We start from the raw sequence: 15,414 nt of genomic DNA, 5'->3' as shown, positions 1-15,414 counted from the left end.
CTAGCAGTTAACTAACAAATTTATTTTATCACGTTGCTTTTGCGACGTCAAGAACTTTTTTAATTCTGATATCTGACAAACAGACAACTTTGATAATATATCACGTCATCGGCAACCTGTCAATAAGCAATTTAACTAAATGTTTAACTTGCTGTCACAGCTACTGACAACGGTAATTACTATACCGGCTCTGCCATAGAATGTCAACAGCTTTCCCAATTAATTTTACGTAATTTTGTATAGGCGAACTTTAAATTGATATTAGCCTTTTTGATACTGTAAAGCACTAATTTTAATCAAATTAAAGTGCAAAAAATTCGACTAATTTCAATCTCCCTTATATTTAATTATTTCAAAAACATCATATAAATCACTCAGCAATTTTTCGCCAAAATATAAATCAGTCGCAAACTAAGCATCAAAAGTAATCACATTTAATTATGATATTTTGCAAACTGGTCTCCATGTCCCATTAGCTAGGAACAAATATTACATAATTCTACAAATTACTATTGGAAGCAATACCAGCATATGAAACCAATAGAAAATTACTTTCCTTCGTGCTTCCAAATTAAAAAAGCACCGCATTACCGAGTCTAACGGTAGTACGGTGCCTTTCCTAATCATTTACTTATTCTTCTTTTTCTTTGAATCGTTTTTGGATTCCTTTTCTGGACGCATAGTTGGGAAGAGGATCACGTCCCGAATCGACTTTGCATCGGTCAAGAGCATTACCAACCGGTCAATCCCGATACCAAGACCACCTGTTGGCGGCATCCCGTATTCAAGGGCCTGAACGTAATCGAGGTCCACTGGTTCCGCTTCATCGTTACCATTGGCCTTTTCTTCCGCCTGCATCTCGAAACGGTGCTTCTGGTCAATCGGGTCGTTCAGTTCACTGAAGGCGTTAGCCAACTCACTACCATCCACGTAGAGTTCGAACCGGTCAGTCATGTCCGGGTTGTCAGCGTTCCGCTTAGCCAGTGGGGAAACTTCCACTGGGAACTCGTAGACGAAGGTTGGCTGGATCAGCGTCTTTTCAACGTATTCATCGAAGAAGGCACTCAGGATGTGACCCTTCTTCCAGAATGGCTTGTATTCGACGTGGTGTTCGTCAGCCAGCTTCTTGGCGTCATCATCCGTCATCGCCGGGTCGCTAAAGTCAATCCCCGTCTTCTCCTTGACGGCATCCACCATCGTAACCCGCTTGAAGTCGCTGGCCAGGTCAATGTCTTTTCCCTGGTAGGTAACGTGACCATCATCAGAGACAACCTTAGCCGCCGCCTTGACAATTCCTTCCGTCTCATCCATGACGTCATGGAAGTCGAAGTATGCGGCGTAGGTCTCCATCGTCGTAAACTCAGGGTTGTGGTGCGGATCCATCCCCTCGTTCCGGAAGATCCGGCCCAGTTCGTAAACCCGTTCAAAGCCACCGACGATTAGCCGCTTTAGGTACAATTCAGTTGCAATCCGCAGGTACATGTCGATGTCCAAGGCGTTGTGGTGGGTAACAAATGGCCGGGCGTTGGCACCACCAGCCTGGGTGTTCAGGATTGGCGTTTCAACTTCAGTGAAGCCGTGATCATCCATGTACTTCCGCACTGCCTTAATGATGGCCGTCCGCTGGTGGAAACGCTTGAAGCTCTCCGGGTTGGAAATCAGGTCCAGGTAACGCTGCCGGTAGATGGTCTCAGGGTCAGTAACCCCTTCCCACTTATTTGGCAATGGGCGCAGGGCCTTGGACAAGAAGGTGATCTTGTGTGCCCGTACCGTCAGTTCACCGGTGTTGGTCTTGATAACATCCCCTTCAATCCCGAGGAAGTCACCGATATCCGCCCGCTTGAAGATGTGGTACTGTTCGTCTCCCACCATGTCTTTACGTGCGTATACCTGGATCTTCCCGGTCCGGTCAACGAAGTCCGCAAAGCCGGCCTTACCGCTGCTCCGCTTCCGGGTCATCCGGCCGGCGATGATTACCATCGCACCCTTATCGTTCAATTCTTCCTTATCGAATTGGCCGTATTCGTCGGCAATCTGTTGAGCAAGGTGGTCCCGCTTGAAGCGGCGGCCGAATGGCTCGATCCCCGCCTGCTTAAGCTCTTCCATCTTTTCACGACGAACACGCATCTGGTCTAGTTCTTGTGACACAAAATTTTCCTCCTCTTATTGAGCTTGCTTTCGTGCAGCCCGCTTCATTTCCCGCTCTGCCGTCTGTTCGGCAAAGCGATCAAAGATCTCGTTCATCTGGTCGCGCGTTTCCGCCTCAACCAGGGCCGCCTTGGTCCGGGCAGAGCGCGGAATCCCCTTCAGGTAGTAAGTCGACAGGCCCCGGAACTCCCGGACACCAACGTACTCGCCCTTGAGATCGATCAGCCGGTTCAGGTGTTCCTTAGCCATCTTGATCTTCTCGGCCGGCGTCGCTTCCGGCAGTAGTTCCCCGGTTTCCAGGTAGTGCGCCGTCCGGGTCAGCATCCACGGGTTCCCCATGGCAGCCCGGCCGATCATTGCAGCCGTGGCCCCGGTCATGTCCAGAACCTTCTTGGCATCTTCCGGCGTCCGGATATCACCATTGGCCATGAACGGAATCGTCAAATGATCAGCTACTTCTTTTAGTATATTCCAATCGGCGTGTCCCGTATACATCTGTTTTCTGGTCCGGCCGTGCATGGCAATGGCACTGGCCCCGGCACGTTCGGCCGCCAGGGCATTCTCCACCGCGTAGATGTGCTTATCGTCCCAACCAGTCCGCATCTTAACCGTGACCGGCTTTTTAACCGCGTCCGTCACGTAGGACACCATCTCGTAGACCTTGTTGGGATCGAGCAGCCAACGGGCACCGGCATCGGTCTTGACAACCTTATTGACTGGACAGCCCATGTTGATGTCAATCACGTCGGCAGCCGTGTGCTCGTCAACATACTTAGCCGCTTCCACCAGTGTTTCCTTGGTCCCGCCGAAGATTTGAATCCCCATCGGGTGCTCGCTTGGGTCGACGTTCATCATGTTCAGGGTCCGCTTGTTATGGTACATGATCCCCCGGTCGGAGATCATCTCACAGACAACGTAGCCCGCGCCAAACTCCTTGCAAATTACCCGGAAGGCTGAGTTAGTCACGCCCGCCATCGGGGCAACTACTACTTGATTAGGAATTTCTACGTCACCGATCTTCCACTTCATTTTTTCACCTCATTGTCTTCTCGGGAACTGGGTTGGCCTGCCACTTCCCGTATATTTTTAATGTCCGATAACCCAACTATCATAGCACATCTGACCAAAGCAGACCAAGCAAACTACTGCTGATTCTTCTTATCATCCTTCTTCTGCTTTTCAGCAATTTCCTTGTCAGCTTCCGCGTCGGCAACCTTCTTGTCGTAGATCAATTGGAGCTCGTCTTCACTGAACTCATACTTCTTGCCGCAGAATTGGCAAACCGTTTCGGCATGGTGGTCTTCGTCGATTAACTTCTTCAAATCATCAGTCGAAATACTCTCGAGGGCCCGGGCAAACCGCTGCTTAGAGCAGTCACATTCGTAACGAACCGGCATCTTGTCGAGAATCTTCAGGTCATCGCCGAACATCTTGCCCAGGATGTCCTCAGGAGTGTCGCCGTCACGAAGCATCTGTGATACAAGCGGCAACCCCTTAAGTGTCTTCTCTAATTTGCTGATCTCCTCATCGGAGGCGCCCGGCATTACCTGGATCATGAAGCCGCCGGCAACCTCAATGCTGTCGTCGGTATTGACAAAGACGGACAGGCCAACCGCCGACGGGATTTGTTCGGACTGGGCCAGGTAGTAGGTGAAGTCGTCACCGAGTTCACCAGAAACCAGGTTGACCTCACCGGTGTAAGGCGTCTTATCACCGGGCGCCATCTTGGTGACGGACAGGGTGCCCTTCGTGCCGACCGCTCCGGCAACGTCAATCTTCCCCTTGTCATTGCTTGGCAGGCTGACATGCGGGTTCCCCATGTAGCCCTTGACAGTGCCCTTAGCCGTCCCGTCGGCAACGATGTAGCCAACCGGACCGTTTCCTTGAATCTTAACGGTCATGCCGGCTTCTCCCTGCAGGCCGGCGGTGGCCAGCAGAAGGGTGCCGACCAGGGTCCGGCCCAAAGCAGCCGAGGAAGCACTCCAGGTGTCGTGGATCTCATGGGCACGCTCAACCAGCTGGGTGGCGTTCACGGCGTAGGCCCGAAACTTGCCATCCTTAGTCATGCTCTTTACTAAGTAATCTGTTGTCTTCATAATATTTCCCCCTCAAATTAAAAAATAGGAGCGACACGTTTTAACGTCTCGCTCCTATTTTAGCATTTTACTATTCACGGTGATCGGAATCTGCTGAGTCATTATGATCGTTTTGGGTATTTTGATCATTTTGGTCATTAGAATGGTCATCAGTCGATGCTGGTTGATCATCCTTGGCTTGGTCTTCGGCAGTTTCGTTCCGGCTGTCCCGCTTTTCGTCTTCCATGCGTTCAAGTGCCCGCTTGGATTCTTCAAAGGTTTGGGCATAGGCCTTCTCATCGGCAGCAGCATGATCCTTTTCTGGAATCTTCCCAGTCTTGTAGAGACTGATAATTTCCTTTTCGTTCAGGGTCTCGTACTTCAGCAAAGCCTCGGCAATCGCCTTATGCTGCTCACGGTGGGTCTCGATAATGTGAAGCGCTTCTTCGTGTCCTTCATTTAGAATCCGACGAATTTCTTCATCCACTAAGGCCGCCGTCTTTTCAGAGTATGGCGACTGGTCGTAACCCTGACCGGTAAAGACTTGACCGGAACTCTGCAGTTCGACTGGACCGATCTTCTCACTCATCCCGTATTGGGTTACCATGGCCCGTGCGATCTGGGTCGCCTGCTCGAAGTCGTTAGAAGCACCAGAGGATTGGGACTTGAAGATCAACTCTTCGGCCGCCCGACCGCCCATCAAACCGGCGATCTGTTCCTTGGCGTTCTTCTTGGACATCAGCATCTCGTCCTCACGTGGCAACATGATGGCGTAACCGCCGGCCCGACCACGCGGCACAATCGTTACCTTGTGGACAACCCGGGCATCGTTCAAGACCAGCCCGACAATCGTGTGCCCAGCCTCGTGGTAAGCCACGGTCTTCCGCTCTTGGGCAGATTCGACCCGGTCGTGCTTGGCGGGACCCGCGATAACCCGATCTTCGGCTTCGTCAAGATCAGAAGCATCGATCTCATTCTTGCCACGCCGGGCAGCCAAGAGGGCCGCTTCGTTCAGCAAGTTGGCCAGGTCCGCCCCGACAAAGCCAGGGGTTTGCTTGGCGATTTCCTTCAGGTCAACGTCAGGGGCAATCGGCTTGTTCTTAGCGTGAACCCGGAGAATGGCTTCACGGCCCTTAACGTCTGGCCGCCCAACCAAAATCTTCCGGTCAAAACGACCTGGCCGCAGCAGGGCGGGGTCCAGCACATCGGAACGGTTCGTCGCCGCCATCACGATGACGCCTTCGTCCCCCTGGAACCCGTCCATTTCAACCAGCAACTGGTTCAGGGTCTGCTCACGTTCGTCGTTGCCGCCGCCCATGCCGTTTCCACGGCGCCGGCCGATGGCATCAATTTCATCGATGAAGATGATCGCTGGCGCTGCCTTCTTGGCCTGGTCAAACAGGTCCCGGACACGGCTGGCACCAACACCGACAAACATTTCAACGAAGTCAGAACCGGAGATTGAGAAGAACGGTACACCGGATTCACCGGCAACGGCCTTGGCCAGCAAGGTCTTACCAGTACCCGGAGGCCCCTCCAGCAAGACCCCGGATGGAATCTTGGCACCGAGACGGGTGAATTTCTTCGGATTCTTCAGGAATTCAACAACTTCAACCAATTCCTGCTTTTCTTCCTCTTCACCGGCAACATCGGAGAAGCGGACCTTGTTTTTCTTTGGGTCCGCCGGCTTGGCCTTGGTCTTACCAAAGCTCATCACTCCTCGGCCACCGCCACCTTGGCCAGCTTGGCCCATCATCATGTAGAAGAAGAAAATCATGATGACCAGTGGCAGAACCGTCAGCAGCAAGTTCATCCAAATACTGTTGGATTCCTCGGCCCGCGTGCTCAGCTTAACGTTGTGCTTGTCGGCGTAGCGTTGCAGCTGGTCAACCGTCACGTCACTCTGCAAGACGGAACCTTGGAAGCTTGAAACCTTGTTGTTACGTTGTGGTGCTAGTGCAAAGCCGTTAGTGGAGTCGTCATTGTTGGTCTGCGGCTTGCGGTAAGTCCCAGTGACCTTGTACACTCCACCGTTCGGTTGAAGCTGGACACTCTTAACCTTGTTGGTCTTCAGTTCGGAGATGAACTCACTCTGGGAAACAGTCTTGCTCTGGCTGTTGGTCTGATTGCCACCGAAGAAGAAGTAGACAATCCCCATGATACATAAGAACATCACGGCGTAGAAGAGAACGTTATGAGTGAAATTATTGTTTCTACGATTGTTGTTCATAACAACCTCCTAACTACCAGCATCAATTTAATAATTGTACCCACTATAATAGCATACTTGACAAATATTGACCATTAATTAAACGACCAATTTTAACCCTAGTCTTCTTGATAGACAGACGGCTTCAGAATGCCAATATAAGGGAGGTTCCGGTAGTAGCCCTTGTAGTCCAATCCGTAGCCGACCAGGAACTCGTTAGGGACCCGCACACCATAATAATCGACTTTCACATCGTACTGCCGGCCCTCTGGCTTATCCATCATTGAAGCAGTCTTAATGCTCTTCGCTCCCCGCTCCTTTAAAAGGTCGATTAGGAACTTAAGGGTGTGCCCACTGTCCACGATGTCCTCCATGATCAAGACGTTACGGCCACGAACATCGGTGGTCAGGTCGTGGATCAAGGTGAGCTTACCCGTGGATTGGGCACCGCCAAAGTAGGTCGAGATGTCGATGAAGTCAAGCTGGGCCATGATATCCATCTTCTCAATCATGTCAACGGTAAAAAGTACCGCCCCGGTCAGGACTGAGATAATTAGCGGATTCTTGTCCCGATACTCGTCCGAAAGCTGCTTGGCCAGGCGATCCGTCGCCGCCTGGATGTCTTCCTTACTAAATAGGACTTTTTCGATATCGTTATTCATAAGTTGTCTCCTCTTTATTTTGTAATCCCAATAAACAACTGCTGCCAGCGCTGACGGTAGTCGTCAGGGCGGTCAAACCAGCTCCACTTCCGGTTAACAAGCCAGACAACCATCCCCCGGGCATCAACTAAGACCAGCTGGGAACGACGCGCGGCCGTTTTTACCTTCTGGTCAATCAGGACCCGGTGAACCGGCTGGTGACCACCGCCTTTAAGGCGCAGGCGGTCGCCCGGCTGCCAGGGCCGCAGCGTCAAGGGCAGCTGGTCCGGGGATAACCACATCTCCGTCACCCGGTCAGCGTTTGCAAAGGCACTTTTTGTATCCGCCACCAGCAATTTCTGCCGTTTGTCAATCGGGTACTGTTGGCCCAATTTTACCATATACACCGCTGTTTTTTGTTGCCGGGACGGTAATTTGTTAAGATTTTCCAGCCAGCATTCCCCGTAATTCTTAACCAGTGCCTGCCCACCCGGGAGTTCAAAATGCTCCTGGGGCTTCTGGGGATTGATCAGGACATGGCGAAGCTGGCCGATTAGGGAATCCTTTAAGTCCACCACTCCGGCCTCTTCTAACCAGTAGCGCAACAATTCCGTTTGTTGGAATGGCGGCAGTTTTTTTAAGGCCGCCAGTTGCAATCGATCCGCGACCAGAGCAGTCGCCAGCAGGCGGTTAAGCTCCTGGTCCCGCCAGGACAGCAGTTCCGTCAGCTGGGCCCGGTAATCGAGCAGGTGGGGAATCAGCTGCGGATTTTCCTTCTTCAAGGCCGGAATTATCTGGTGGCGGTAACGATTCCGAGCTACCGTTAATTCTTGATTAGTCTGATCTTCGAACCATTTCAGCCCCCGCTCCCGGGCATACTGATACAATTCATCCTTAGTAAAGGCAAGCAATGGACGAACCAACTGCCCCGTCCCCAATGGGCGGCGATCACGGATGCCGACAAGCTGGTCCAGCTGCCCGCCGCGGGTCAGCTTCATCAGCATCGTCTCGGCAAGATCATTGGCATGGTGGGCCGTCACCACCGTGCTGGCATGGTATTCAACCAGCAAGCGTTTGAAGAAGGCATAGCGGAAGCGCCGGGCCGCCTCTTCCACTCCATGCTTGGGATGATCAGCTTTCGGCCAGTGAGCCACGCGCAACGCTACCCCAGCTCTTCTACAGTATTCGACCAGGTAGGATTCTTCGACCGTACTCTGCGCGCGCAATTCATGATTCACGTGGGCTACCAGCAGTCGGGGGCGCTGGCCCTTAGGAAGGCGTTGCAGGAGGTCGAGCAGGACCATCGAATCCACCCCCGTTGAGACGGCCGCCACCACTAGGTCGTCCTTAGCAAAAAAGCGGCCCTGCCTGAGGTGCCGCTCAAATTGTTCAAGTATATTCTGCGTCATACTAGCTCCGCCGACCGCCACGGCCGCCGCGCTTGCCATCTGTCTGCCGCTTAAGGGTGGACAGCCGTGATTCACTTTCCTTTAGGTAGCCGGCCAGCATATCGTCAAAGTCTTCATGTTGACGGCTGCTGTGATGCCGATTGCCGTTGAAACCGCCACGGTAGTTATTGTCACGGTGACCACGGAAATCATTGTTGCGTTCGTGGTGGAAATGACGTCCTTCACCGTGTTGCCGATGATCGAAGTGACCATGTTCATGTTCTTCCTGGTGTTCGTGTGGAGCTGCCGCTTTCATTGAAAGGGCGATCTTACCATCGTCACCAATTCGGGTAACCTTAACCGTCACTGTGTCTCCCACTGACAAAACATCATGGATATCCTTAATGTACTTATCGGAAATTTGGCTAATGTGCACCAATCCCGTTTGGTTGTCGTCCAGGTCAACGAACGCGCCAAAGTTGGTAATTCCCGAAACCTTGCCTGAAACCTTTGCTCCCACTTCAATTGCCATGAAACTTTAAGATCCTCCTCGAATCATCTGATTATTTTTGTAATTATATTGTAATGAGTATACCATACAAATTTCGATAAACAAGTATAGTTTGAACTATTATCAGCGCTAAATCAAGCTAAAAATCGCGCGAATCTGATCTTTTGACCGATTCGCGCGACCCATCTAATTGTCGAGGTTATAAACCGTTTCGCCCTTCTTGGAATAGTTATACTTGGAACGGATCACCTGCTGAAGGTATTCAGGATCATGCAACTGCTTAACCTGCTGATTCAGCTCCCGCCCCTTGGCCTTTTGAGATGCCAATTGAACTTCTGTCTGGTGAATGTTAATGTTGACCTTTGCCAGTGAGTGGCGGCTTCGGACAATTTGAAAACCCAGAAAAAGGAAGATGAGTAAAAAGGCCGCGACAATCCGCTCGCAACGGCGGACATGAACCCGCCGCCGAACCTGGCGATTCACGTTCACCTGCTGGGTATGAGGAGTCTCAAGTTGAACGACTTTGTGATTCTTCATTATGATCCTCCTCCTTGCTATTTAAGCGCTAATTTCCTTTAGTATATCAACGAAACGCCTCCATTGTCCATAACCGATCGAACAAACTATCAGCTTATTTATATTTTTAATCGAAATTCTCAGCGTACTTTTCGTCGATAATCTCGTACATATCCTCAGCTTCGCTCTTCTTGGTGGTCTCCACGATCTGATTGATCTTAACCACCTCGGTCTTATTGCCGAACTTAATGGTCAGAGTATCACCAGCCGCAACCTTGCTTGATGACTTGGCCGGCCGATCATTGACCAGGATCCGGCCCTGGTCAGCAATTTCTTTGGCGACTGAGCGCCGCTTGATGATCCGTGAAACTTTTAAAAACTTATCTAATCGCATGTGTATGTTCCTCCATTTTATGCTGCCTGATTGTTGTTCTGCACGACGTCTGCCAGACCGCTCACCAGCTTCAAGAGCTGATTGAGCCAATCGTCAGTCGTCATCTTCGGTTGAATGACCAGCCGGACCGTCAGCTGCTGGTCAGTTTCACCCAGGGTGGCCTTGAAGTGGGTCTTGGCCAGCTGCTTAATGATCTCCGCTGCCTTGACCAGCCGGCTCCCCTTGGTACTGAAGGTGATCATGATGTTGTCCCGCTGTCGTTTGATCTGGGCGATCAGCGCCAGGTCGGCGTGGCGTTTCAGTTTACTGATCAACAATAGGTTGCCGACGGCGGTTGGGTAATCGCCAAAGCGGTCAATCAAATCGCCCTGAATATCCAGCAGCTCGGCATCATCACCAGCCTGACGAATGCTCTTGTAGAGTTCAATCTTCTGCTGCTGGTCATCGATGTAGCTGTCCGGCAAGTAGGCCTCCACGCCCAGTTCAACTTCGGCATCGGCAGTCGGCTTGATCTTCTTCCCCTGTTTCTTAGCCACGGCATCGCTGAGCATGGCCGAATAGAGGTCATAGCCGACCGAGTCGATGAAGCCGTGCTGCTGCTTGCCGAGCAGGTTGCCAGCTCCCCGAATTGCCAAGTCCCGCATGGCGATCTTGAAGCCGGACCCCAATTCCGTGAAGTCCCGAATTGCGGCTAGCCGCTTCTCCCCCAGTTCGGTGAGCACCTTGTTGGGCTGATACATGAAGTAGGCGTAGGCCACCCGGTTGCTCCGACCGATCCGTCCCCGAATCTGATAGAGCTGGGACAGACCCATCCGATCCGCGTTTTCCACAAAGAGGGTGTTGACGTTGGGGATATCCACCCCGGTCTCGATGATCGAGGTCGTGACCAAGACGTCGTAGTTGCCCTGGATAAACTCGTACAGGACCGTTTCCAGCTCATTTTCACTCATCTGACCGTTGATGTAGCCGATCGCCGCTTCCGGAACGAGTTCCTTGAGTTTAGCGACAGTCTCCTCAATGTCGCTGACCCGGTTGTGGAGGTAGTAGACCTGGCCGCCACGCTGCATCTCCCGCATGATCCCGTCACGAATGGCCCCGTCATTCTGCTCCATAACGTAGGTCTGAATCGGGAAACGCCCGGCTGGCGGGGTCTCCAGAACGGAGAGGTCCCGTACCCCCAGCATCGACATGTGGAGCGTTCGCGGAATTGGGGTGGCCGTCAGGGTCAAAACATCAACATTGTTCTTTAACTCCTTGAGCCGTTCCTTATGCTTGACCCCAAAGCGCTGCTCCTCATCGATAATCACCAGCCCCAAGTCCTTGAAGTGGACGTCCTTGGAGAGAATCCGGTGGGTACCGACGACAACGTCAACTTTACCAGCCGCCAGTTCCTCATCGGTCTCCTTGAGTTCCTTGTTGGTCTTGAAGCGTGACATCAGGGCAATTTTAATTGGGAAGCCTGCGAAACGCTTGGTCATCGTGTCAAAGTGCTGTTGGGCCAGGACGGTAGTCGGCACCAAGAAGGCGACCTGCTTGCCGCCCGCGACGGCCTTAAAGATAGCCCGCATCGCAACTTCGGTCTTCCCATAGCCGACATCCCCGACTAGCAGCCGGTCCATCGGCTTAGCCTTTTCCATATCCTGCTTGATCTCATTGATGCTACGCAACTGGTCGCGGGTCTCCGTATACGGGAAGTTGGCATCAAACTGCTTTTGCAGGTAATCATCCTCCGGGAAGGCATAGCCCTTGGCCGTTTCCCGCTTCGAATAGAGGTCCACCAGTTCGTCAGCGATGTCTTCAACCTTGGAAGCCACCCGGCGCTTGGTCTTAGCCCATTCGTTGCCGCCAAGCCGGTTGATCCGCGGCGTCTTTGATTCGGACGAGACGTACTTCTGGACCAGGTTCAGCTGGGTTACCGGCACAAAAATCTGGGCATTGTTACGGTAATTAATAATCATGTAGTCCTGGTGAACCCCGTCGACCTCCATCGTCCGGATTCCGCTAAAGATCCCGATCCCGTGGTTGACGTGGACAACATAGTCCCCCGGCTTCAGGTCGGTATAGCTCTTGAGTCGTTCCGCGTTAGCCAGCTTCTGGGGGCGGTGGCGTCGCTTCGTCACCTGCTTGAACATCTCACCCTCTGTGATGACCACCAGGCCGCCAGCGGGCATTTCAAAACCGTTGTTCAAATTGGCCGCCACCAACTGGACCGTGTTGATACTGAGGGCGTCGGCGCCGGTTTCGGATGCATCAATGCCGAAGTCGTGAAGCGTTCGGGCAATCTGCTCTCGCCGAACCTTGCTATTGGCCATCAGCACCACGGTCTGGCCCTGATCAATCCAGCGCTGGATCTCCGTCTTCAAGAGGGGCATCTGGCCGAAGAATCGTTGCATCGGCCGGGCCGTCAATTCGACCAGCTGGGTAAAGCGCAGGTTTCCCATCCCCTTCTTGAAGAGGGCCCCGTAGAGCTGCCCATGCTGGTCGCTTTTGATCAGTTGTTCAAGGTCATTGCCCAGCTGTGGGACGGTGAGCAACTGATGGTACTTCACCTTGTCAGCCAGCCAGGATTGATCCTCGTCAGCGATCTGCTTGGCCGCCTGCTTGATCCGTCCAAAGTCATCAAAGTAAACCACCCCGTCGTCCGGCAGGTAGTCGAGCAAGGAGTGGGCAGTCGGATAGACCAAGTCACTGAATTCCTGCAGGTCGTTCGTCAGCCGGTGCTGTTTGAGCGCCGTTATCATTGGCTTGAAGCGGTTGTCCACCTGCTGGGCAATATCGTCATCCTTATCTGTCAAGCTGGTCAACAAGTGGTGGTACTGATCTGATAATGCCTGCCGAACCCGGTCAAACTCGGCTGGGGGCAGGATGAAGTCAGTGGCAGGCAGGATCTCAACGCTGTCGACGTTCTTAATGCTCCGTTGGGTACTGGCATCGAAATACCGTAGCGAGTCCACCTCCGTATCGAAGAGGTCGATCCGGACGGGATCCGTCGTGTTCAGGGCATAGATGTCAATGATGGATCCCCGTACTGCAAAGTCACCGGGACGCAGCACCATCTTCTGGAGCTGGTAGCCCATCGCACTCAATTGGTCCCGCGCCTGCTGGGGATCCAATTCCCCGCCAGCTTCTACTTTCAAGGTTGCCTGAGCAAAGAAGTGGGGAGAAACCACGTTGCGGCGCAAACCGGCCGCCGAGGTCACCACAATGGCATCCTTTTGCTGTCCCAGGGCCGCCAATGACTGCACCCGTTGCAGGCGGTAGTTCGGTGAACTAGTAGCTACTTCCGCCGCCAGCACCTCCTCGACCGGGAATTGATAGACCCGCTCCTCACCGACCAGGCCGCCAAGGTCATCGGCGAGTTCCTGGAGGTGAGCCACATTATCCGTGACTACCAAAAGTGGCCGGGATTGTTGTTCCTGCAGGGCCGCCAGGAAGAGGGCGCGTGCCGAACCCGAGATTCCGGTAATCAGTTGCCGAGTGGCCGGTCGCAGATGGTCAGTGACCTTCTTAAATGCGGACGTCTTTTCTATAAAATTCTCAAGTTTCACAGGCGATCACTCCCTTTCCAAAATCAGTTGCCGATTAATTGTAATCATTCATCAACTGGGCAAAGTCCTCACCATTGAGCCAGTCTTCTAAGGCATGTTCGGCCTGTTCAACGGCCGCGTCAAACTTCGGGCGTTCTTCCTCGCTGAACTTGCCCAAGACATGGCTGACCACCGTTCCGTGCTGAGGATGGTCAATGCCGAGCTTGACCCGGTTAAACTGCTTGGTGCCCAGCGCGTTGATGATGCTCTTCAAACCGTTGTGGCCGCCAGATGCACCATGCGTTTTGAGGCGAATCTGGCCGACTGGCATGTCGAGGTCATCGTTGACGATCACCAGATCAGCCAGGTCCAGGCCATAGTAGTCAACCAAGGGGCCAACCGCCCGACCAGAATCGTTCATGAAGGTGGTTGGCTTGACCAGCATTACCTTCTCGCCATTGATCACTCCACTGACGGCAACGGCTTCCTGCTTAAGGTGGCTGAATGCCCCCAGGTGGTAATCTCTTGCCAACTGATCCACAACCATAAAACCGGTGTTGTGGCGGGTATCATCATAACGGGTCCCGATATTTCCTAAACCAACGATCATCTTCATAGTTTTTCTCCATCCCTTCACTGTCGAAAATGCAAAAAGGCCGCACGGGGAAGTACCCCCGTCCAGCAAAGTATTCTGTCCTATATTATACGCTCACCGATTTTGAAACCAAAACAATCGACCCCCGCCAGCGGCAATTCTTAATTCATTCTCATTGTTTTCTCATGACAGTGCTAAAATTGTGTTATGATGATTAGTGCACTTAAAAACGAAACAGAGGAATTAGTACCATGATTTTTAGCTCACTCATTAAGACGAAGGACACGCTGACGACCCTACCAGAGACGGCCACCCTCGCCGAGGCACTGACGGTATTGGAGAATACTGGCTACCGGTGTGTTCCCGTGCTGGATAAATCCGGCAAAATTTTCCGCGGCAATATCTACAAGATGCACCTCTACCGGCATAAATCACGTAACGGGGACATGAACCTGCCGGTAACCGCACTCCTTAAAAACGCCACTAAGTTTGTTTCCATCAATTCGGCCTTCTTTTCAGTTTTCTTTGCAATTCGCGACCTGCCTTATATTGCAGTACTGGATGAAAGCAACCAATTCTATGGCATCCTGACTCACAACAGCCTACTCCGGGTCCTAGCGGAGGGTTGGAATGTCAACAACGGCAGCTACGTCCTGACCGTGGTGGCGCCCGACGAACGGGGAGCGTTGATGACGGCCACCAAGGAGATCACTCGATACTGCCAAATCGTCAATGTCCTCTCGTTTGACCCCCAGCACTCAGCGGTCAAGCAGATTCTGTTTACCCTTCCCGCGGACGTTACCCACGAAAAGATGGAAAAGGTCGTCGCGCGGCTGATCAAGAAGGGCTTCGAGGTTCCCGAAGTCGAAGATCTCCATCAAGGCTACTAAACAAGCAAAGCATGCTGCAGCTCAATCGAGCAGTAGCATGCTTTTTCTTTAACAATTTACTTTTTCTTTTTTGGTTGAACCAAGCCCCAAATCATCAGCTGGGCGGCGATGGCTAGGGCAATCCCCACCAAGACATCATGGTTGTTTGTTGTCCCGGTCTGTGGAAGAGCGACCTCATCTTCGGCATTAGCCGCTTTTGCCGCCAGTGGCTGTCCTTGCTGAGAAACAACCTTTGTTGAGGCGGTCAAACCTGGCACTGTAGAAGCAGGTACCGGTTGTGGAGCCGGTTCAGGTGCCGGCTTCTCTGCAGCTAATTCTTCATCAGTAGTTGGTGGGATAATCTCACCGGTTGGTTGGATCGGTTCCGTTGGCTCCGTCGGCTCTGTTGGTTCCGTTGGTTCCGTCGGCTCCGTTGGTTCCGTTGGTTCCGTTGGCTCTGTTGGTTCCGTCGGCTCCGTTGGTTCTGTTGGTTCCGTCGGCTCCGTTGGTTCCGTTGGTTCCGTCGGCTCCGTTGGTTCCG

The 15,414-nt window shown here is 52.6% G+C and carries 13 protein-coding genes; 1 reads left to right on the top strand and 12 read right to left on the bottom strand.

Translation table 11 applies throughout. The features are described from left to right. Positions 1-627: 627 nt before the first annotated feature. From lysS to pth, 11 genes are all read right to left on the bottom strand, one after another. Positions 628-2,148, bottom strand: a complete 1,521-nt coding sequence (lysS, locus tag ACI31J_RS03725) for a lysine--tRNA ligase (RefSeq protein WP_439773094.1) — start codon at positions 2,146-2,148, stop codon at positions 628-630. A gap of 15 nt (positions 2,149-2,163) precedes the next feature. Continuing rightward, positions 2,164-3,177: a tRNA dihydrouridine synthase DusB gene (dusB, locus tag ACI31J_RS03720; RefSeq protein WP_439773093.1), complete on the bottom strand. Its 1,014-nt coding sequence runs from the start codon at positions 3,175-3,177 to the stop codon at positions 2,164-2,166. A gap of 113 nt (positions 3,178-3,290) precedes the next feature. Next, positions 3,291-4,244 carry an Hsp33 family molecular chaperone HslO gene (gene hslO / locus ACI31J_RS03715; RefSeq protein WP_439773092.1) on the bottom strand — a complete coding sequence of 318 codons (954 nt, stop codon included), beginning with the start codon at positions 4,242-4,244 and terminating at the stop codon, positions 3,291-3,293. A gap of 70 nt (positions 4,245-4,314) precedes the next feature. Then, positions 4,315-6,453 carry an ATP-dependent zinc metalloprotease FtsH gene (gene ftsH / locus ACI31J_RS03710; RefSeq protein ID WP_439773091.1) on the bottom strand — a complete coding sequence of 713 codons (2,139 nt, stop codon included), beginning with the start codon at positions 6,451-6,453 and terminating at the stop codon, positions 4,315-4,317. A gap of 98 nt (positions 6,454-6,551) precedes the next feature. Next, the gene (hpt, locus tag ACI31J_RS03705; RefSeq protein WP_439773090.1) at positions 6,552-7,094 is read right to left on the bottom strand and encodes a hypoxanthine phosphoribosyltransferase; all 543 of its coding nucleotides are present in this window, start codon (positions 7,092-7,094) and stop codon (positions 6,552-6,554) included. 14 nt (positions 7,095-7,108) lie between these two features. After that, positions 7,109-8,521 carry a tRNA lysidine(34) synthetase TilS gene (tilS, locus tag ACI31J_RS03700; RefSeq protein WP_439773089.1) on the bottom strand — a complete coding sequence of 471 codons (1,413 nt, stop codon included), beginning with the start codon at positions 8,519-8,521 and terminating at the stop codon, positions 7,109-7,111. Beyond that, a complete protein-coding gene (locus ACI31J_RS03695; protein ID WP_439773088.1) occupies positions 8,484-8,993 on the bottom strand; it encodes a S1 domain-containing RNA-binding protein in 510 nt (169 codons plus the stop codon). Before ACI31J_RS03695 ends, tilS begins: the two co-directional genes overlap by 38 nt. Positions 8,994-9,158: 165 nt before the next feature. Beyond that, positions 9,159-9,509, bottom strand: a complete 351-nt coding sequence (locus tag ACI31J_RS03690) for an FtsB family cell division protein (RefSeq protein WP_439773087.1) — start codon at positions 9,507-9,509, stop codon at positions 9,159-9,161. Positions 9,510-9,615: 106 nt separating this feature from the next. Next, positions 9,616-9,882, bottom strand: coding sequence for an RNA-binding S4 domain-containing protein (locus ACI31J_RS03685; protein WP_320609994.1), 267 nt, complete (start codon positions 9,880-9,882; stop codon positions 9,616-9,618). A 17-nt stretch (positions 9,883-9,899) separates the two neighbouring features. Beyond that, positions 9,900-13,430: a transcription-repair coupling factor gene (mfd, locus tag ACI31J_RS03680; RefSeq protein WP_439773086.1), complete on the bottom strand. Its 3,531-nt coding sequence runs from the start codon at positions 13,428-13,430 to the stop codon at positions 9,900-9,902. A gap of 34 nt (positions 13,431-13,464) precedes the next feature. Then, the gene (pth, locus tag ACI31J_RS03675; RefSeq protein ID WP_439773085.1) at positions 13,465-14,025 is read right to left on the bottom strand and encodes an aminoacyl-tRNA hydrolase; all 561 of its coding nucleotides are present in this window, start codon (positions 14,023-14,025) and stop codon (positions 13,465-13,467) included. Positions 14,026-14,255: 230 nt separating this feature from the next. Between pth and cbpA the strand changes: the two genes are divergently transcribed. After that, positions 14,256-14,894 (top strand): cyclic di-AMP binding protein CbpA, encoded by a 639-nt coding sequence (gene cbpA, locus ACI31J_RS03670; protein ID WP_439773084.1) that lies wholly within the window; start codon positions 14,256-14,258, stop codon positions 14,892-14,894. 56 nt (positions 14,895-14,950) lie between these two features. Here the strand turns inward: cbpA and ACI31J_RS03665 are convergent. Continuing rightward, positions 14,951-15,414 (bottom strand): LPXTG cell wall anchor domain-containing protein (locus ACI31J_RS03665; protein WP_439773083.1); only part of this gene is annotated, 464 nt, incomplete at its 5' end.

Source organism: Limosilactobacillus sp., from assembly GCF_051873075.1.
GTDB lineage: Bacteria > Bacillota > Bacilli > Lactobacillales > Lactobacillaceae > Limosilactobacillus.
Note: the sequence above shows the minus strand (reverse complement) of the source record. Positions and strands in the feature narration are given on the sequence as shown.